14 protein-coding genes are annotated in these 19,098 nt (G+C 68.5%); 6 read left to right on the forward strand and 8 right to left on the reverse strand.

Going from position 1 to position 19,098, the window contains the following annotated elements:
• Nucleotides 1–6: 6 nt before the first annotated feature.
• Nucleotides 7–2,427, reverse strand: coding sequence for a DNA translocase FtsK (locus tag H2037_RS07350; RefSeq protein ID WP_292119702.1), 2,421 nt, complete (start codon nt 2,425–2,427; stop codon nt 7–9).
• 136 nt (nt 2,428–2,563) lie between these two features.
• On the opposite strand from H2037_RS07350, the gene H2037_RS07355 reads away from it, so the two are divergent.
• On the forward strand, nt 2,564–3,817 hold the full coding sequence (locus H2037_RS07355; RefSeq protein WP_292119705.1) for a UbiH/UbiF/VisC/COQ6 family ubiquinone biosynthesis hydroxylase: 1,254 nt from the start codon (nt 2,564–2,566) through the stop codon (nt 3,815–3,817).
• A 34-nt stretch (nt 3,818–3,851) separates the two neighbouring features.
• Here H2037_RS07355 and H2037_RS07360 read toward each other — a convergent pair whose 3' ends face one another.
• From H2037_RS07360 to dapF, 5 genes are all read right to left on the reverse strand, one after another.
• Complete coding sequence (locus tag H2037_RS07360; protein WP_292119707.1) at nt 3,852–4,667, reverse strand: transglutaminase family protein; 816 nt, start codon at nt 4,665–4,667, stop codon at nt 3,852–3,854.
• Between the two features lie 9 nt (nt 4,668–4,676).
• A complete protein-coding gene (locus tag H2037_RS07365) occupies nt 4,677–5,099 on the reverse strand; it encodes a YraN family protein (protein WP_292119710.1) in 423 nt (140 codons plus the stop codon).
• Nucleotides 5,096–5,968, reverse strand: a complete 873-nt coding sequence (gene rsmI / locus H2037_RS07370) for a 16S rRNA (cytidine(1402)-2'-O)-methyltransferase (protein WP_292119713.1) — start codon at nt 5,966–5,968, stop codon at nt 5,096–5,098. The genes H2037_RS07365 and rsmI overlap by 4 nt, the downstream gene beginning before the upstream one ends.
• 2 nt (nt 5,969–5,970) lie before the next feature.
• Nucleotides 5,971–8,328, reverse strand: a complete 2,358-nt coding sequence (locus H2037_RS07375; protein ID WP_292119716.1) for an NADP-dependent malic enzyme — start codon at nt 8,326–8,328, stop codon at nt 5,971–5,973.
• A gap of 157 nt (nt 8,329–8,485) precedes the next feature.
• Nucleotides 8,486–9,316: a diaminopimelate epimerase gene (gene dapF / locus H2037_RS07380; RefSeq protein WP_292119720.1), complete on the reverse strand. Its 831-nt coding sequence runs from the start codon at nt 9,314–9,316 to the stop codon at nt 8,486–8,488.
• Nucleotides 9,317–9,499: 183 nt separating this feature from the next.
• On the opposite strand from dapF, the gene H2037_RS07385 reads away from it, so the two are divergent.
• From H2037_RS07385 to H2037_RS07405, 5 genes are all read left to right on the forward strand, one after another.
• On the forward strand, nt 9,500–10,294 hold the full coding sequence (locus tag H2037_RS07385; protein ID WP_292119723.1) for a potassium channel family protein: 795 nt from the start codon (nt 9,500–9,502) through the stop codon (nt 10,292–10,294).
• Between the two features lie 91 nt (nt 10,295–10,385).
• Nucleotides 10,386–12,566, forward strand: coding sequence for a prolyl oligopeptidase family serine peptidase (locus tag H2037_RS07390; RefSeq protein WP_292119726.1), 2,181 nt, complete (start codon nt 10,386–10,388; stop codon nt 12,564–12,566).
• A 151-nt stretch (nt 12,567–12,717) separates the two neighbouring features.
• Entirely contained in the window at nt 12,718–14,925 is a 2,208-nt protein-coding gene (locus H2037_RS07395; protein ID WP_292119729.1) for a prolyl oligopeptidase family serine peptidase, read from the forward strand.
• An 85-nt stretch (nt 14,926–15,010) separates the two neighbouring features.
• Entirely contained in the window at nt 15,011–15,778 is a 768-nt protein-coding gene (locus H2037_RS07400; protein WP_292119732.1) for a DUF1223 domain-containing protein, read from the forward strand.
• Nucleotides 15,779–15,790: 12 nt separating this feature from the next.
• Entirely contained in the window at nt 15,791–16,465 is a 675-nt protein-coding gene (locus H2037_RS07405; protein ID WP_292119735.1) for a phytanoyl-CoA dioxygenase family protein, read from the forward strand.
• A 23-nt stretch (nt 16,466–16,488) separates the two neighbouring features.
• Here H2037_RS07405 and H2037_RS07410 read toward each other — a convergent pair whose 3' ends face one another.
• Nucleotides 16,489–17,562 (reverse strand): phosphotransferase family protein, encoded by a 1,074-nt coding sequence (locus H2037_RS07410; RefSeq protein ID WP_292119738.1) that lies wholly within the window; start codon nt 17,560–17,562, stop codon nt 16,489–16,491.
• Nucleotides 17,559–19,091, reverse strand: a complete 1,533-nt coding sequence (gene glpK / locus H2037_RS07415; protein WP_292119784.1) for a glycerol kinase GlpK — start codon at nt 19,089–19,091, stop codon at nt 17,559–17,561. The genes H2037_RS07410 and glpK overlap by 4 nt, the downstream gene beginning before the upstream one ends.
• Nucleotides 19,092–19,098 lie beyond the last annotated feature (7 nt).

A 19,098-nucleotide genomic window follows, 5' to 3' on the forward strand; every position in this document is an offset into this window, starting at 1 on the left:
GGGGCCTCAGACCATCGGCGGCGGACCGGCCAGGACGTCGCGCTTGCCCGCATGATTGGCGGGACTGACCACGCCCTCCTGTTCCATCCGCTCGATCAGCGAGGCGGCGCGGTTGTAGCCGATCTGCAGCCGACGCTGGACGTAACTGGTCGAGGCCTTGCGGTCGCGGGTGACGACGGCCACGGCGCGGTCGTAGAGGTCGTCGCCCGAGCCGCCGTTGCCGCCCTCGTCGAAGCCGTTGTCTCCGTCGCCGTCCGGTTCGTCGGTGATCAGGTCCAGATAGTCGGGCTCGGCCTGGGCCTTCAGGTGTTTGCAGACGTCCTCGACTTCCTTGTCGTCGACGAAGGGGCCGTGCAGGCGGGTGATGCGGCCGCCGCCGGCCATATAGAGCATGTCGCCCTGGCCCAGCAGTTGCTCGCCGCCCTGTTCGCCCAGGATGGTGCGGCTATCGATCTTGGAGGTGACCTGGAAGCTGATCCGGGTCGGGAAATTGGCCTTGATGGTGCCGGTGATGACATCGACCGACGGGCGTTGCGTCGCCATGATCAGGTGGATGCCGGCGGCGCGCGCCATCTGGGCCAGGCGCTGGACGGCGCCTTCGACGTCCTTGCCGGCGACCAGCATCAGGTCGGCCATTTCGTCCATGACCACAACGAGGAAGGGCAGGGGCTCGGGCCGGATCTTCTCGGATTCATAGACCGGGCGGCCCTGGTCGTCGAAGCCGGTCTGGACCGTGCGTTCGAAATGCTCGCCCTTGGCCTGGGCCTCGCGGGCGCGCTCGTTGTAGGAGGCGATGTTGCGCACGCCCAGTTTGGACATGCGGCGATAGCGATCCTCCATCTCGCGCACCGTCCATTTCAGCGCGACGACGGCCTTCTTCGGGTCGGTGACGACCGGCGCCAGCAGGTGCGGGATGCCATCATAGACCGACAGCTCCAGCATCTTGGGGTCGATCATGATGAAGCGGCACTCGGCGGGGGAGTGGCGGTACAGGATCGACAGGATCATGGCGTTGACCCCGACCGACTTGCCCGAGCCGGTGGTGCCCGCGATCAGCAGGTGGGGCATGCGGGCCAGGTCGGCGACATAGGGCTCGCCGCCGATGGTCTCGCCCAGAGCCAGGGGCAGCAGATGGCCCTTCTTGTCGTATTCGGCGCTGGACAGCAGGTCGCGCAGATAGACGGTTTCGCGCTTGGCGTTGGGCAGTTCGATGCCGATGGCGTTGCGGCCCTGGACCACCGAGATGCGGCAGGCGCGGGCGGACATCGAGCGGGCGATGTCGTCGGCCAGGGCCACGACGCGGCCGTGCTTGACGCCCGGCGCAGGGACCAGTTCGTACAGGGTGACGACCGGGCCGGGGCGGATCTGGTCGATCACGCCGCGCACGCCGAACTCCTGCAGCACGCCTTCCAGCATCTTGGCGTTCTGTTTCAGCGAATCCTCGTCGACCGCCCCGACCCGCTGGGCCGGCTTGGTCAGAATTCCCAGCGGCGGCAGGTCGAAGGCGCCCTCGGGTCGGACAAAGTCGAAGGCCTGCTGATCGGCGTCTTCCTTGCGGGGCTTGGGCGCCTTGACCGCGGCGACGCGCGGTTCGACCGAGCGGGGGGCGGCCCGCGCAGGGGTCGGGGCGAGGTCGTCCTCCCACGGCGGCAGGTCGTCGTAGGCGGTCTGGGCGGACTCGGCCTCGACGGCGTCGGGGGTGGGGCCGTCGTGGATCGGCGCGGCGGAGCGGGGTTCGGGCCTGGCCTTGGCCGGCGCCTTGGCGCGGGCCTTCTTGACCGCCGGAGCGGGGGCCAGGGCGGCCGGGGCGCGCAACGACCGGCCCCAGTGCAGGGCGTCGACGAAATCCATGGCCCGGACGCCGATGGCGTAGCCGGTCAGCCACAGCCCGGCGACAAGAAACACCAGACCCGCGATGATCCGGCCGCCGGGGATGCGCAGGGCGGCGATTCCCTGGGCGGTCAGGCCGGTGACGGCGTCGCCCCACAGGCCGCCGAGACCGGCCGCCAGGGGCCAGGCGGCGGGGGCGGCGAGGGCGGCGAGGGCGGCGGCCAGGGCCAGGGTTCCGCCGGTGGCGGCCAGGGCCTTGGGCGGGGTCGGCTTCAGTCTCTGCTGCAGGGCGTCGCCGATCGCGCGGGCCAGGCCGAAGGCGACCAGCAACAGGGCGGCGGGCCAGGCCGCCAGACCCAGGGACTGCATGAACAGATCGGCGAACAGGGCTCCGTTCGCGCCCAGCCAGTTGGTGACGGGTAGGCTGGAGGCGGCGTTCAGACTGGGGTCGGCCGGGTTCCACGAGACCAGGGCGATCAGCAGCAGGGTCGCCAGCAGGGCCTGAAGCACGCCCCGGAACCGCACCACGAAGGGCGCCTCCCACAGGATGCGGGCGCTGATCCAGGCCTGACGGCCGACGGCGAGGGCGGTGGACATGAAAGGCGTGACCTTCCGGGCGGCTGACGTTCGACGGTCCTTGTCGCATCCGCAGGGTTAAGAGCCTGTTTACCAGCGAGACCCCTGCGCGTTTCGTCCTCTGGACCTTTGGTTCGCGCAGGGCGAAAACGTCTCCATGGCCGATACAGAATCCTACGACATCGTCATCGCCGGCGCGGGACTGACCGGGGCTGCCTTCGCCCTGGCGGCGGCGCAGGGCGGGCTGAAGGTGGTGATGGTCGATCCGCAGCCGTTCAGCGTCCAGCTGGCGCCGAGCTTCGACGGCCGTTCGACCGCCATCGCCTTTTCGACCTTCCGGATGCTGGACGCCCTGGGCCTGGGCGAGAGCCTGCGGCCGCACGCCTGCCGGATGGATCATATTCTGGTGACCGACGGGCGGCGGCCGGGCGCGGCAAGTCGCGCCGCCTCGCCGGCCTTCCTGCGGTTCGACGCCGACGAGATCGGCGGCCGCACCGGTGGCGAACCCCTGGGCTATATGGTCGAAAACCGGCGTATCCGCGTGGCCCTGGCCGAGGCGGTCACGACGGCGGGGATCGCAGTGCGCGCGCCGGCGTCGGTGGCCCAGGTGGAACGCGACGCGGGCAAGGCGACGGTGACACTGGCGGACGGATCGACGCTGATCGCGCCCCTCGTCGTCGGCGCCGAGGGGCGGGGTTCGACCGTGCGACGCGCCGCCGGGATCGAGACCGTCGGCTGGTCCTATGGTCAGAGCGGGGTGGTGGCCACCGTCCGGCTGGGCCGCGACCACGGCAATGTGGCCCACGAATATTTCCTGCCCAGCGGGCCGTTCGCCATCCTGCCCCTGACCGATCAGCGCGCCAGCCTGGTCTGGACCGAGACGACGCGGCGGGCCGAGGCGCTGCGCGACGCCTCCGACGCCGCCTTCCACGCCCATCTGATGCGGCGCTTCGGCGAGTTCCTGGACGGGGCCGAGGTCGAGGGGCCGCGCTTCGTCTATCCGTTGTCGCTGAGCCTGGCGGAGGCACTGACGGCGCCGCGCCTGGCCCTGATCGGCGACGCCGCCCACGGGGTGCATCCGGTGGCGGGTCAGGGGCTGAACATGGGACTGAAGGACGCCGCCGTCCTGGCCGAGGTTCTGGCCGACGCCGCGCGCCTGGGTGAGGACCTGGGCGCCGAGACGGTGCTGGAGCGCTATGCTCGTTGGCGCCGGTTCGACAACGCCGCCCTGGCGGCGGGTTTCGACGCCTTCGTGCGCCTGTTCTCGAACGATATCGCCACGGTCCGTCTGGCGCGCGACTTGGGCATGGCGGCGGTGAACCGGATCGGGCCGCTGCGCCGCGCCTTCATGCAGGAGGCCGGCGGGGCGACCGGCGATCTGCCGCGCCTGCTGCGGGGCGAGGCGGTTTGACCGCTTCTCTTTCGCCCGGAATGACGAAGAAAAACTAGTTCAGCCGCATCCGCACGCGCTCGAAGGTCGTGTTGCGCCGGGCTTCCTCGACGCCGTCCAGACCGCGGGCGCGGGACAGAGCGTCGAGCGAGCCGGCCAGGGCGCCCTGTTTTTCGCGGGCCGCCGCGACGTCGAGCCAGGGGCGATGGTCGTCGGGGTCCAGCAGGGCGCGGCGCAGGGCGGATCGTTCGGCGGCGTCGTAGTCCTGACTGCGGATGGCGCGGCTGAACAACAGATTCTGTAGCCGGATCAAGGACTGACGGTCGGTCACCGGGGCCATCAGCAAATCCAGACGGTCCGCGACATGCGGCGTCAGGCCGGCGCGAAGGGCGCGGCGGGTCAGTTCGCTGGGCAGGACCAGCCGCCCCTGGCTGAAAGGGTCCAGGGCCACCGGACCCTCGGTCGTCTCGACCCGAACCAGGAAATGGCCGGGGAAGTCGACCCCGGCCGCCTTCAGCCCCGCCGCCCTGGCGGCATGCAGATAGAAGACCGCCAAAACCGCCGACAGGCCGCGCCGACGCTCGGCCACATCGATGATGTCCGTGTTGGAGGGATGGTCGTAGTGGAGCAGATCGCCGTTCAGCCGCAGGTCGGCGGCCATGGTCTCGGACAGGGCGTCGTCGGGGCTTTCGCCGCCGATCCGTTCCCTAAGCCGCTCGCAGGCGCTGCGGGCCAGGGTGCGCACCGGCTCGGCGTCGCGGAACGGATAGTCGTGGATGGCGCAGGCGATCGCTGCCTCCAGCAGGGGGAAGCCTTCGTCGCCGGCCTCTCCGGCCGTCGTCAGGACGCCTTCGGCCTCCTCCCGCGTCATAAGATCCCTTCAGCCCCCGCCGTGTCTCTGGACGCCGCGAAGATGACGCGGAAAGCGCCGTGGAGCCAGCGCCACCATATCAATTCTCAAATCAAGAGGTTGCAGGCCGGGACGACCGCGCCGGAGGGCCTCGCCCGCCGCCACCAGCCGGTCGTGCTGGGCGGGCTTCAACGCAAGGACCGCGCGCTCCAGAGTGGTGCGGCGCTTGACCTCGACCACGGCCAGGACCCGGCCGCGACGGGCCAGCAGGTCGATCTCGCCAGACCGGGTCTTCAGGCGGAAGCCCAGCACCCTATAGCCCTTGGCCATCAGCCACAGGGCCGCGATCCATTCCGCCGCGTGCCCGGTCTTGAAGGCCGCGCCGCCCTTCGCCTGACGCCAGGCCGCCTTGGGACGACGGTTCGGCGCCGGGCGGGGCAGGCGGTCGATCATCGGCCCTGGAGCTCCAGGGCGCGGCGATACAGGGGCTTGCGCGGCAGATCGAGGGCGCGCGACACCTCCGACGCCGCCTCGCCCGGCGCCAGCCGGGTCAGGGCCTCGGTCAGGGCCGCGTCGGCGTCGGCGGCCGAGGCGACGGCGGCCTCGCCGGGGCCGACAACGACGACGATCTCGCCCTTGGGTCCGTCGAGGCGCGGATCGGCCGCCAGTGCGTCCAGCGGGCCGCGCACGCATTCCTCGTAGAGTTTGGTCAGTTCGCGGGCCACGGCGGCGGGGCGAGGCCCCAGGACGGCGGCCATGTCGGTCAGGCTGTCGCGCAGACGGGGCCCGCTTTCGAAGAAGACCAGGGTCTGGCGCTGAGCCTTCAGGTCTTCGAGTGCGGCGACGCGGCCGGCGGTCTTGGGCGGCAGAAAGCCGGCGAAAAGCACCCGGTCGGCGGGCAGTCCGGCGATGCACAGGGCCGCCAGCAGGCTGGAGGGGCCGGGGATCGGATGGACCGGCAGGCCTTCGGCGATCACGGCGCGGGCCACGACGAAGCCGGGGTCGGACACCAGGGGGGTGCCGGCGTCGGAGACCAGGGCCACGACCTCGTCGTTCCTCAGACGCTCGATCGCCTGTTCGGCGGCGCGGGCCGAGGCATGGTCGTCGCACCGCTCCAGCTTCGCCTTCAGCCCATAGGCGGTCAGCAGTTTGGCGGTCACGCGGGTGTCCTCGGCCAGGACCAGGTCGGCGGCGGCGAGCACGTCGAGGGCCCTGAGCGTGATGTCGCGCAGGTTCCCGATCGGCGTCGCCACCAGATAGAGGCCCGGCTCCACCCGCCGTGGCGGGGGGGCGGCGGGCGGGAATGAACCGGGCTCGCTCATGGTCAGGCGGTCGGCGGCACCGCGGTGCTCGGCGTCTTGATCGTGGACGCGGGCGGCGGCGGGGCCGAGGTCAAGCCTGAACCCTGGAAGGCGGGGCCGGCGTCATAGGCGGCGAAGGTCGCCGCCGTGATGATCTCGCTGACCGAGGCGCCCAGGGAGACGATCTGCACCGGCTTCTCGAGACCGACCAGCAGCGGGCCGATCACGGTGGCGCCGCCCAGGGCCTGGACCAGTTTGGTCGAGATGGCGGCCGAATGGATGGCCGGCATGACCAGGACGTTGGCCGGCTTGGTCAGGCGATTGAAGGCATAGGCCGAGTGGCCCTTGGGATCGAGCGCGACCTCCGGCGGCATTTCGCCTTCGTATTCGAAGTCGACGCCCTTCTTGTCGAGGATGCGGATGGCCTCGCGCACCTTCTCGGCGCGGTCGCCGGGCGGGTTGCCGAAGGTGGAATAGCTGAGGAAGGCCACGCGCGGATTGCGGCCCAGCCTGCGCACCGTCTCGGCCGCCTTGATCGCGATATCGGCCAGCTCGTCGGCGTTCGGAAGTTCGTGGATCGTGGTGTCGGCGACGAACAGGGTGCGGCCCTTGGCCAGCAGGATCGACAGGCCGATCAGGGTGTCCTCGACGTCCAGCACGCGCTGGACCTCCTTCAGGGCCATGTTGAAGTTGCGGGTGACGCCGGCGACCATGGCGTCGGCCCGGCCCTTGGCGACCAGGGTGGCGGCGAAATAGTTGCGGTCCTGATTGATCATCCGCGCCACGTCGCGGCGCAGATAGCCCCGGCGCTGCAGCTTCTCATACAGCCAGTCGGTGTCCTCGACATTGTGTTCGGAGACGCGGGCGTTGGTGATCTCTATGCCCAGGTCGTCGAAGTTCAGACCGGCCTCGGCGGCGTTCTGGCGGATCAGATCCTCGCGCCCGACCAAGATCGGCGTGCCCAGATCGGCCTGCTTGAAGCCCCAGGCGGCGCGGATGACTGCGAGCTCCTCGCCCTCCGCGAAGACGACCCGCTTGTTGGGACCGCCGCGCACCGCCGAATTGATTTTCTGCATCAGGGCCGCGGACGGATCGACGCGTGAACGCAGGGCGTTGCGATAGGCGTCCATGTCCTCGATCTGGACCCGGGCCACGCCCGTATCCATGGCCGCCTGGGCCACGAAGGGCGGGATGTACCAGATCAGGCGCGGGTCGAACGGGGTCGGAATGATATAGTCCGGGCCGAACTTCAGCTTGCGGCCGCGATAGGCGGCGGCGACCTCGTCCGGCACGTCCTCGCGCGCCAGGGCGGCCAGGGCCTGGGCGCAGGCGACCTTCATCTCGTGGTTCACGCGGCGGGCCCGCACGTCCAGGGCGCCTCGGAACAGATAGGGGAAGGCCAGGACGTTGTTGACCTGGTTCACATAGTCCGAACGGCCGGTGGCGATGATGGCGTCGGACCGGACCGACTTGACGTCCTCAGGCGTGATCTCGGGGTCGGGGTTGGCCATGGCGAAGATGATTGGATTGGGGGCCATCGAGGCCACCATTTCCCTGGTGAGGGCGCCCTTGGCCGACAGGCCCAGCACCACGTCGGCGCCGACCATGGCCTCGGCGAGGGTGCGCAGGGAGGTGTTCGTGGCGTGGGCGGCCTTCCACTGGTCCATGCCGTGCTCACGGCCCTGATAGACGACGCCGTCCCGGTCGCAGATCACCGTGTTCTCGGCCTTGACCCCCGCGGCCTTCATCAGGGCGATCGAGGACAGACCCGCCGCTCCGGCGCCGGCCAGCACCACCTTGACCTCGTCCAGCCGTTTGCCCGCGACATGGCAGGCGTTGATCAGGCCGGCGGTCGAGATGATGGCCGTGCCGTGCTGGTCGTCATGGAAGACGGGGATGTCGAGCAGGTCCTGAAGCTCGGACTCGATGACGAAACATTCGGGGGACTTGATGTCCTCCAGATTGATGCCGCCCCAGGTATCGCCGATGTTCTTGACGACAGTGATGAATTCGTCCGGATCGGTCGTCTTGACCTCGACGTCGAAGCTGTCGACGTCGGCGAACCGTTTGAACAGGACCGACTTGCCCTCCATAACCGGCTTGGACGCCATATGGCCCAGGTTGCCCAGACCCAGAATGGCCGTGCCGTTCGAGATGACGGCGACCAGATTGCCCTTGGAGGTATAGTCGTAGGCCTTGTCCGCGTCGGCGGCGATCGCCAGGACCGGCACGGCCACGCCCGGCGAATAGGCCAGCGACAGATCGCGCTGGGTCGCCATCGGCTTGGTCGGCGCCATCGAGATCTTGCCCGGCGTCGGGAAGAGGTGGAAGTCCAGCGCCTCCTGGTCGGAGAAAGTCTGTTTGTCGGTTTGATCGGGCATGGGTGGCGTCCAGGGCGTCGGCGAGGCTGTAACCCTTCGTGTCCTAGAGGCTGGAAAGGGTCACGCCAAGTCTTGACCCCTCGGAAGGCGACCGGGTGGATTTGGAAGTTTCCGTTCGCGTCAGCGTCAATCCGTGGCGACTTCTCAAGCGATGGCTTCAGAAGGGGAGGGCGCCGGTGCGTTCGATCTCGACCGGGCCTGTCATCAGGACGTGGTCGTTGGCCTGGTCCCAGTCGATGACCAGTTCGCCGCCGTCGACGACAACCGTCGCTTTGCGATCTGTCAGGCCTCGCCGGACCGCCGCAACCTGGGCCGCGCAGGCGCCGGTGCCGCAGGCTCTGGTCAGGCCGGCGCCCCGCTCCCAGACCCGCAGGCGGATGCGGTCGCGGTCCAGCACATGGGCGAAACCGACATTGACGCCCTCGGGGAACAGGGGGTGATGCTCGACCAGGGAGCCCGAGCCGGCGACGAAGCCGTCATCCTGGCGGTCGGTGAAGAAGACCACATGCGGATTGCCCATGGAGACGGCGCCGGGCGTGTGCAGGACCGGATCGTCGATCGGACCCAGCTGGAGCTCGATGCCGCGGGTGTCCATCTCTTCGGACAGCGGCACCTGGGTCCAGTCGAGGCGGGGTCTGCCCATGTCGACCGTAACCCTGCGGTCGCCGGCGCGGACCGCGGTGGTCGGGCCGGCGGCGGTGTCGATGGTGACCCGATCGGCGCCGTTCGCCTCCATCAGCATCCAGCCCACGCAGCGCAGGGCGTTGCCGCAGGTCTCGACCATGGAGCCGTCGGCGTTCCAGACCCGCATGAAGGCGTCGGCACTGTCAGACGGCTCAATGGCGATCAGCTGGTCGAAACCCTCGCCCGATGCGCGGTCCGCCAGAGAGCGGATCTGCTCCTCGGTCGGGCGGAACGGCTGTTCCAGCGCATTGACGACGACAAAATCATTGCCGGCGCCGTTCATCTTGACGAAGGGACGGATCATGGCCGGGATATAGTCCAGCCTGCGGCGGTGCGAAACGGCCAGACATGGTCATTCCCTCTTTCGCGCCTACAAGGATCAAATTGGCGGACGCACGGTGGAACCGTTGGACAGGACGGGCGGTAAACGATTGAGTGCGCCGCTCTCATAGGGTCCCGGCTCTCCCCGGGTGAGCGGAAGGTTGATTTGGCTCAGACCGATACGGAATCTCGGGAAGACGGCCTGCGGCTACGCGCGCGGCTGCGCTATCTATATCACGGCAGCCAGCCGCCTGCGGTGAAGTTCCGGTTGACGGTGATCGTCATCGACTTCGCCATCATCGCCTTCTTCCTGGCGGCGCCGATCCTGAAGAACATGGGCTGGGCCTTCTACGCCCTGGACTATCTGGTCGCGGCCCTGCTGGCGGCCGATCTGGCGGCGCGGGCCTATGCCTATTCCGACATTCGCGACTGGCTGAAGCGCCCCATCGTCTGGCTCGATCTCTTCATTCTGGCGACCCTGCTGTTTCCGGCCTGGCTGTTCAACCTCGGCTTCCTGCGGATGCTGCGGCTGTGGACCCTGCTGAATTCGGACTTCTTCTGGCGAACCGTCGGGGCACGGTTCGACGACACACGGGTCGAGGGGATCGTGCGGGCGCTTTCGGGCCTCGTGACCTTCGTCTTCGTCGTGACCGGCTTCGTCTATGCGACCTTCAGGGGCCATGACGGGATCAGCGGCTATATCGACGCCCTCTATTTCACCGTCGCGACCCTGACGACGACCGGCTTCGGCGACGTGACCCTGCCAGGGTCTCTGGGCAAGCTGTTGTCCATCGCCATCATGCTGGTGGGGATCACCCTGTTCCTGCGTCTGGCCCAGGCTCTGATCAAGCCGCACAAGGTGCGTTTCCCCTGCGAGCGCTGCGGTCTTCAGACGCACGACCCGGACGCAGTCCACTGCAAGGCCTGTGGCAATCTGATCTGTATTCCCGACGAGGGCTGAGGAAAGATGACAAAACGGTAAGGGTCGGGTCCTCGCCTTGCCGCGTACGCCTCCGCCGTTAAGGTGCCGGGCTTATCTCCGGGGACTGTCCATGATCCGCTCATCCGCCGCCGTGCTCGCGGCCCTTCTCGCCTCCACCAGCCTGACGTCGGTATCCATGGCCCAGACCGCCCCTGCTCCTGCTTCCGTTCCAGCCTCGGACTCCGGCTTCGCGACCAGCGAGGCGACCGATCCCTATGTCTGGCTGGAGGACGTCGAGGGCGAACGGGCCATGGAGTGGGTCAAGGCGCACAACGCCCATTCGCTGGGCGTGCTGCAGGGCGACCCGCGCTATGAGACCCTGCACGCCGAGGCGCTGGCGATCGTCCAGGCGCGCGACCGGATCCCGTCGCCGGGCTTCACCCACGACGGCCATATCGATAATTTCTGGCAGGACGCCGAGCATGTGCGCGGCGTCTGGCGCCGCACGACGCTGGACTCCTATCGCACGCCCGAGCCCCAGTGGGAGACGGTGCTCGACATCGACGCCCTCGCCGAGGCGGAGAGCGCCAACTGGGTCTACAAGGGTTCGACCTGCCTGGCGCCGGAAGAACGCTATTGCCTGATCAGCCTGTCGAACGGCGGCAAGGACGCGGTGACCCTGCGCGAGTTCGACACGGTCGCCCGCAGCTTCGTCGACGGAGGCTTCTTCCTGCCGGAATCCAAGGGCGGGGCGGCCTGGATCAACAGCGACACCCTGCTGATCGCGCGTGATTTCGGCGCCGGCACCCTGACCAACTCGGGCTATCCGATGGTGGTCAAGCGGATGACGCGCGGCCAGTCGCCGGATCAGGCCGAGGTGCTGTTTGTGGGCGAGCCGACCGACGTCTCGGTGTCCGGCTACACGCTGCGCGACGCCGACGGGGTGCTGAAGGCGACGCTGATCAACCGGTCCGTCGACTTCTATTCGTCCGAAACCTATCGCGTGACGGCCGACAGTTCGGTGGTGAAGCTGGCCCTGCCCGCCAAGTCGGACATCACCGGACTGGTCGCCGGCAAGCTGGTGGTGTCGCTGAAACAGGACTGGACCGCGCCGTCGGGTCAGGACTTCAAGAGCGGCGACCTGATCGCCTGGCCGCTGGACGCCTGGCTGGAAGACCAGACCACGCCCGCCGTCCTGGTGCTGCGCCCGACCGACCGCCAGGCCGTGGAAGGGGTCAACGCCACGCGCAACACCCTGGTCGTGGCCCTGTATGACAATGTGCGCGGGTCGGTGCGGGTCTATTCGCCCGGCGAGACGGAGTGGACCCACACCACTCTTGACCTGCCGCAGAACGTCTCGGTCGGGGTGGGCTCGGCCTCCGAGACCGACGACAAGGTCTTCGTCAGCGTCACTGGCTATCTGAACCCGTCCAGCCTGTGGCTGGCCGATGGGGCGACCGGCGCGGTCGATCAGGTCAAGTCGATGCCGGCCAAGTTCGACGCGACCGGCATGACGGTGGACCAGCACGAGGCCCGCTCGGCCGACGGGACGATGATCCCCTATTTCGTGGTCCATAAGTCGGACATGCCGCTGGACGGATCGAACCCGACCCTGTTGTACGGCTATGGCGGGTTCGAAAGCTCGCTGCTGCCCGGCTATTCGGCCACGGTCGGCAAGCTGTGGCTGGAGCGGGGCGGCGTCTATGTCATCGCCAATACGCGCGGCGGCGGCGAGTTCGGTCCGCGCTGGCACGAGGCGGCCCTGCAACAGAACCGCCAGCGCGCGCACGAGGACTTCCAGGCCGTGGCGCTCGACCTGATCGCCCGCGACATCACCAGCCAGCCGAAGTTGGGCGTCATGGGCGGGTCGCAGGGCGGCCTGTTCATGGGGGCGATGCTGACCCAGAGGCCCGATCTGATCAACGCCGCCGTCATCCAGGTGCCCCTGTTCGACATGCTGCGCTTCCACAAGCTGTTGGCCGGCGCCAGCTGGATCGGCGAATACGGCGATCCGGACGTTCCCGAACAGCGCGCCTGGATCCAGGCCTATTCGCCGTATCAGAACCTGCGCGCCGACCAGCCCTATCCGGAGGTCTTCATCCATACCTCGACCAAGGACGACCGGGTCCATCCGGGCCATGCCCGCAAGGCGGCGGCGCGTCTGGAGGAGCTGGGCTATCCGGTGCTGTTCTACGAGAACACCGACGGCGGCCATGGCGCGGCAGCGAACCTGCGTGAGACGGCGCGGCGGCTGGCGCTGGAATACACCTATCTGTCGCGCCGCCTGATAGATGCGCCGACGCAGGAATAGGCTCTCTCAATCCGCTCATCCCGGCGAAAGCCGGGACCCAGTGCTTTCGTGAGGTTCGGCGGCTGGGATGAAGGTCTATGCGAATGGGCGGCGCCGAACGCCCAAAGGTCTCGGTCCCGGCTTCACAGGGACGAGCGGAGTATTCCAAGCCATGCGACACCTGATCCTGTCCGCCGCTATCCCGGCGCTTCTGCTCGGCGCCTGCGCGAGCACGCCCGCCATGAGGGGCGCCGAGGAAATCTTCGTCACGACCAATGACCGGCCGCCGCCTCACTTCCCCCGCGATCTGACCCCGGCCGGCGTCGCGGCGGCGGACGATCATCTGGCGCTGGAACAGGTGGACGGGGCCGAGGCCATGGCCTTCGTCGCCGAGGAGAACAGGAAGTCCCTCGCGGCCCTGACCGGCGACCCTCGCTACGACACCTTCCGCCAGGAGGCCCAGGCCATCCTGACCGCCACCGACCGGATCCCCACGCCGGCCTTCCTCGGCGACGGGGTCGGCAACTTCTGGCAGGATGCGGCGAATCCCAAGGGCGTCTGGCGCCGAACCTCGCTGGAGTCCTATCGGTCGGCGACGCCGCAGTGGGAGACCTTGCTGGACATCGACGCCCTGTCGAAAGCTGAGGGCCGGGACTGGGTGTTCAAGGGCGCCGACTGCCTGGCGCCGGACGACACCCGCTGTCTGATCAATCTGTCGGACGGCGGCAAGGATGCGGTGGTCGTGCGCGAGTTCGACCTGACGACCAAGCAGTTCGTAGGCGCCGGCTTCAACCTGCCCGAAGGTAAGCACCGGATCGAATGGCTGGATCGCGACACGCTTCTGGTCGCCACCGACTTCGGCGCCGGGACCATGACCGAGTCGGGCTATCCCTTCATCGTCAAGACCCTGAAGCGCGGCCAGACCCTGGCCCAGGCGGTCGAGGACTATCGGGGCGACGCCTCGGACGGCGGTTACGGCGTCAGCCCGGCCGTCTATCGCGACAAGGAGGGCAAGGTCACGGCGGTGATCATCACCCGCCCGCTGGACACCTTCCGGTCCGAGACCTGGAGCCTCTCTCATGACGGAACCCCCACGCGTCTGGCCCTGCCGGACCGGGTCAACGTCTTCGGCGCCCAGGGAAGACTGCTGATCTTCTCGAACGACGAGGCGTGGACCTTCAGAGGTCTCGACTACAAGGCCGGCTCGCTGCTGGCGATGACCCTGTCGAGCCTTCAGACCGCTCCGACGGACCTGGGCGTCAGCAATCAGGCCGCGATGATCTATGAGTCGGGCGAGCGGCAGTCGCTGGGCGATGTGCGGGTCCTCGATCGGCATGTTGTCGCCTCCCTGTCGGATAATGTGGCTGGGCGGCTGGCCGTGTTCGAGAACGGCGGCGAGTTCGGGTGGCGTCGTCAGGACGTGGCCACGCCGGAGAATGTCGCCGTCGGACTGGGCGATTCCTCCAAGTCGAAAGGCCAGGTCTTTGTCTCGACCCAGGGCTTCCTGACGCCGCCGACGTTGAGCCTGGCCTCGGTCGGTTCGAGCGCCCTGACCGAGCTGAAGTCCGCGCCGGCCAAGTTCGACGCCTCGACCCATGTGGTGGAGCAGTATGAGGCCACCTCGACCGACGGGACGAAAATCCCGTACTTCATCACCCGGCCGCGCGACATGAAGCTGGACGGGTCCAACCCGACCATCATGCTGGGTTATGGCGGTTTCCAGATCAGCCTGAATCCGGCCTACAAGCCCGAGATGGGCAAGCTGTGGCTGGAGCGGGGCGGCGTCTTCGTCCAGGCTAATATCCGCGGCGGCGGCGAGTTCGGGCCCGACTGGCACCAGGCGGCGCTGGATGGAAACCGCCAGCGCGCCTTCGACGACTTCGCCGCCGTGGCGCGCGACCTGGAGACGCGGGGCGTCACCAGCCCGCGTCGGTTGGGCATCTATGGTCGATCGAACGGCGGGGTCCTGACCTCGGTGTCGATCACCCAGCATCCGGAGCTGTTCAATGCGGCGGTGATCGAAAGCCCTCTGGTCGACATGCTGCGCTATCACGAGCTGCCGGCCGGGGCGTCCTGGATCGGCGAATACGGCGATCCGCGCATTCCGGAAGAAGCCGAATGGATCGCGAAATATTCGGCCTATCAGCAGCTACGGCCGGACGTGGACTATCCGCGTGTCTATGTGACGACCAACACCCGCGACGACCGGGTCCATCCGGGTCATGCGCGCAAGTTCGCCGCCCGGCTGGGCGACCAGGGCCATGACCATCTCTATTACGAGGATACGGCCGGCGGTCACTCCAACGACGCCGATCCGGTCGCCAACGCTCGTCGCTGGGCGCGCCACTATGTCTATCTGTCGCAACAGCTGATGGATTAATGCGGGCGCGCGGGCGGCGGCTGGTCTGGAGGCTTCACGCGAATATGAGGCGCGGCCCGTGCGGACGGTGGTTAAGAACGTCGTCATGAAACACAGGGTCTGGGTCATAGCGGCGACGATGACGGCGGGCGCCCTGCTGTCCATGGCGTCGGCGGCCCAGCCCGCTGGCGCCCGCGCCCCCGCGGCGCGAGCCGCCACGGCCCGCCACGACGCCCAGGTCGGTCCGCCCGTGGTCGTCGAACTGTTCACCGCCCAAGGCTGCGGCGGCTGTATCGAGGCCAATGCGGTGCTGGAGCGCGCGGCCGCCGAGCCTGGCGTCATCGCCCTGACCTATGGCGTCGACTACTGGGACTATCTGGGCTGGACCGACACCTTCGCCAGGCCCGAGTTCGCTCAACGTCAGCGCGCCTATCGCGCCGCCCTGCGCCAGCGGGGCGTCTCGACGCCCCAGGTGGTGATCGACGGCCGCCGCCAGGTGTCCGGCGCGCGCGGACTGGAGCTGGAGACCGCCATCGTCGAGGAGGCCGGCCGTCAGGTCTGGCCGCCTGAAATCGAGTTCCGCGAGACCGGCGACCGCGTAGGGATCGGCTCGGGCCGGCCGCCGGCGGGGGGGGCCGAGGTCGTGGCTGTCACCTATATCCCTGGCCCCCAGGTGGTCGAGGTTGCGCGCGGCGAAAACCGGGGCCGGGAAGTCCGCCACGTCAATGTGGTGCGCGACGTCGTCCGCCTGGGCGACTGGCGCGGCCGCCCCGCCCTGTTCGACCTGCCTGAGACCCAGGCCGACGAGGCGGTGGTGGTGATGATCCAGGGCAAGACCGACCGTCGCATCCTGGGCGCGGCGGTCAGGAACTAGAATCTGACGGCCATGGACGCCGATGGGCTCAGCTTCACGCGAGACGGCGCGCAACGTTTTCGCGGCGCAGTGGCTGATTGCCTCGACGCTTTGCGATCCGCCCTAGCGGGTCTGCCGTCCGGGCACGCGGGCGTGCGTTTTCACGGTCTCGACCCAATCAACGCATTTCTGGCTGCAGAGGGTCAGATCGGATCGGTCGCCGCGACGATGCTTGGAGCCGAGAGCCGGCCGGTAAGAGCGATTCTCTTCGACAAGACAGCTGAGTCCAATTGGTCTCTGGGCTGGCATCAGGACCGAACCATTTGCGTCAAGCAGCGGGTCGAGACGGACGGCTTTGGTCCGTGGACTATGAAGGCCGGGATGCAACATGTCGCGCCGCCGTTCGACATTCTCGCGAGAATGGCGACGCTTCGGGTTCACCTCGACGATGTGTCGGCTGATAATTCCCCGCTTCTGGTCGCCCCCGGATCGCATGCTGAAGGTCGAGTGGCGGTCGGCGACGTCGACGCCGTCGTTCGTCGAAGGGGCGTGCGGGCCTGTCTCGCCGACGCTGGAGACATCTGGCTTTACGCCACTCCTATCCTGCACGCGTCAGGGGTCGCCACCACGCCGTCGCGCCGTCGAGTCCTACAGGTCGACTACGCCCGGGACCGCCTTCCGGGCAGGCTGGAGTGGCAGGGCGTCTAGCGTCCACCCCGAGATGAGCCGCGTCACGCCCCCGCCTTCCTGGCGAACCCCCAGGCGGCGTCGCTGAGGGGGGCGACCTGGGCGGCCATGGTTATGGCGTGGGCGCTGGCGGCCGTGCCGTCGCGCACGCGGCCGGCTATGCCCTGGCAGATGGCCGCCAGACGGAACAGATTATAGGCGTAGAGCCAGTCCAGGTTGACGGGGCGCAGGCCGGTGGCGGCGGCGTAGCGTTCGACCGTCTCCTCGACCGACGGAATGCCCAGGGCCTCCAGATCGGCGCCGGCCAGGCCGTTGCGGAGCGAGGCGGGAATGGCCCAGGCGATCAACAGATAGGAGAAGTCGGCCATTGGATCGCCCAGGGTCGACAACTCCCAGTCCAGCACGGCGCGGACCTCGGCCGCATCGGGCGCCAGGATCATGTTGTCGAGGCGGAAGTCGCCGTGGACGATGCGGCTGGGCCCCTCGGGCGGCAGGCTGTCGGGCAGGAAGGCGATCAGCCGGTCCATGGCCGGGATCGGTTCGATCTCCGAGGCGCGATATTGTTTGGTCCAGCGCCCGACCTGGCGGGCGAAATAATTGCCCGCCTTGCCATAGTCCGACAGGCCGATGGCGTCGGGGTCGAAGGCGTGCAGACGCGCCAGGGTATCGGTCTGGGCCTCGTAGATCGCCCGGCGTTCGGCGGGGGTCAGGCCCGGCAGTTTCAAATCCCAGAAAATCCGGCCCTCTACCTTGTCCATGACATAGAAGATCGAGCCGATTACCGTCTCGTCCGTGCACAGGGCATGGGGCGTGGCGACCGGGAAGCCCTGGGCGGCGAGGGCGGATATGACTTGGAATTCGCGGTCCACCGCATGGGCGCTGGGCAGCAGAAGGCCCGGCGGCTTGCGACGCAGCACATAGGCCGCGCCCGGCGTGGTCAGCTCATAGGTCGGGTTCGACTGGCCGCCCTTGAACTGGCGCACGGTCAGGGGGCCGGCGTAGCCCGCGACATGGGCCGCCATCCAGGCGTCGAGCGCGGCCTCGTCCAGCCTGTAGCGGGGATCGACCTCGCGGGTGCCGGAAAAGGCGGATTGGGCGTCGAGGGCTGTGGCGGTCATTCGGCTTGATGTCCTGGCGTTTCCTGAGCGGCCACGTCTTGCGCGCGATCCGGGGCCGCGATGATGGCGGCCTTCACCGCGCGACGCCAGCCGGAAACCAGTCTTTCCCGTTCGTCCGCCGACATGCGTGGGGTCCAGCGGGCCGGCGCCTCGGCGGGTCGCGCCTCGAGATCGGACAGCAGGCCGACTCCCAGGGCTGCGAGCCGGGCTGCGCCGAGGGCTGTCATCTCCTGGAAGGCGGGCCGTTCGACCTCGACCTCGCAGATGTCGGCGACGAACTGCATGGCGAAACTGTTGGCGGTTACGCCGCCATCGACCTTCAGCGTCTTCAGCGGCGGAGCCCCGTCCTCGGCCAGAGCGTCCAGCAGGTCGCGGGTCTGATAGGCCAGGGCCTCCAGGGCGGCGCGGACGAAATGGGCGGGACCCGAATCCCGCGTCAGGCCTACGACTGTTCCCCGCGCCTCCGGCTCCCACCACGGCGCGCCCAGGCCGGTGAAGCCCGGAACCATATAGACCCCGCCGTTGTCGGACAGGCCCTGGGCCATGGCCTCCGACTGGCGCGATTCCGAGATCAGCCCGACCCCGTCGCGCAGCCACTGGATCGCCGAACCGGCCGAGAAGATCGAACCTTCCAGCGCATAGGCCGTCCGGTCCTGCGCCTGATAGGCCAGGGTGCTGAGCAGACGGCGGCGCGAGGCCACCGGCTCAGACCCCACATTGGCGACCAGAAAGGCGCCGGTGCCATAGGTGATCTTGGCGTCGCCGGGCCGCAATGCGCCGTGGCCGACCAGGGCCGCCTGCTGGTCCCCGGCGGATCCGGCGATGGGCAGGGGCCGCCCGAACAGGCCCGGCTCGGTCTCGGCGACGACGCCGGCGCAGGCGACGATGTCGGGCAGGGCGACGCGAGGCACGTCGAACAGGACGCACAGGTCGTCGCGCCATTCGACCGTCTTCAGATCCATCAGGGCGGTCCGCGCAGCGTTGGCGGCGTCGGTGGCGTGAACGCGGCCGCCGGTCAGTTTCCAGATCAGCCAGGCGTCGATCGTGCCCAGCTTGACCTCGCCCTGGGCCGCCCGCTGGCGTGATCCCGGCACGGCGTCCAGCAGCCAGGCGAATTTCGTCGCGGAGAAATAGGGATCGAGGATCAGGCCGGTCGACGCCTGGACCGACGGCTCGCAGCCCTCGGCGGTCAGGCGGGCGGTGACGTCGGCGGTACGGCGATCCTGCCAGACGACGGCGCGGTGCAGGGGTTCGCCGGTCTGAACGTCCCAGAGAACGGCCGTCTCGCGCTGGTTGGTGATGCCGACGGCGGCGAAACGATCGACCCCGCCCGCCTTGCGCACCACTTCGCGGCAGGTCTGGAGCACGGCGGACCATATCTCTGCCGCATCATGCTCGACCCAGCCGGAGCGGGGAAAATACTGGGCCAGTTCGATCTGGCTGACGGCGACCGGACGAAGATCCCGGTCCCGCACCTCGAAGGCGATGGCGCGGGTCGAGGTCGTGCCCTGGTCGATGGCGAGGATCAGGCTCAAG

Source organism: Brevundimonas sp. (assembly GCF_013912065.1).
Taxonomy (GTDB): Bacteria; Pseudomonadota; Alphaproteobacteria; order Caulobacterales; family Caulobacteraceae; genus Brevundimonas.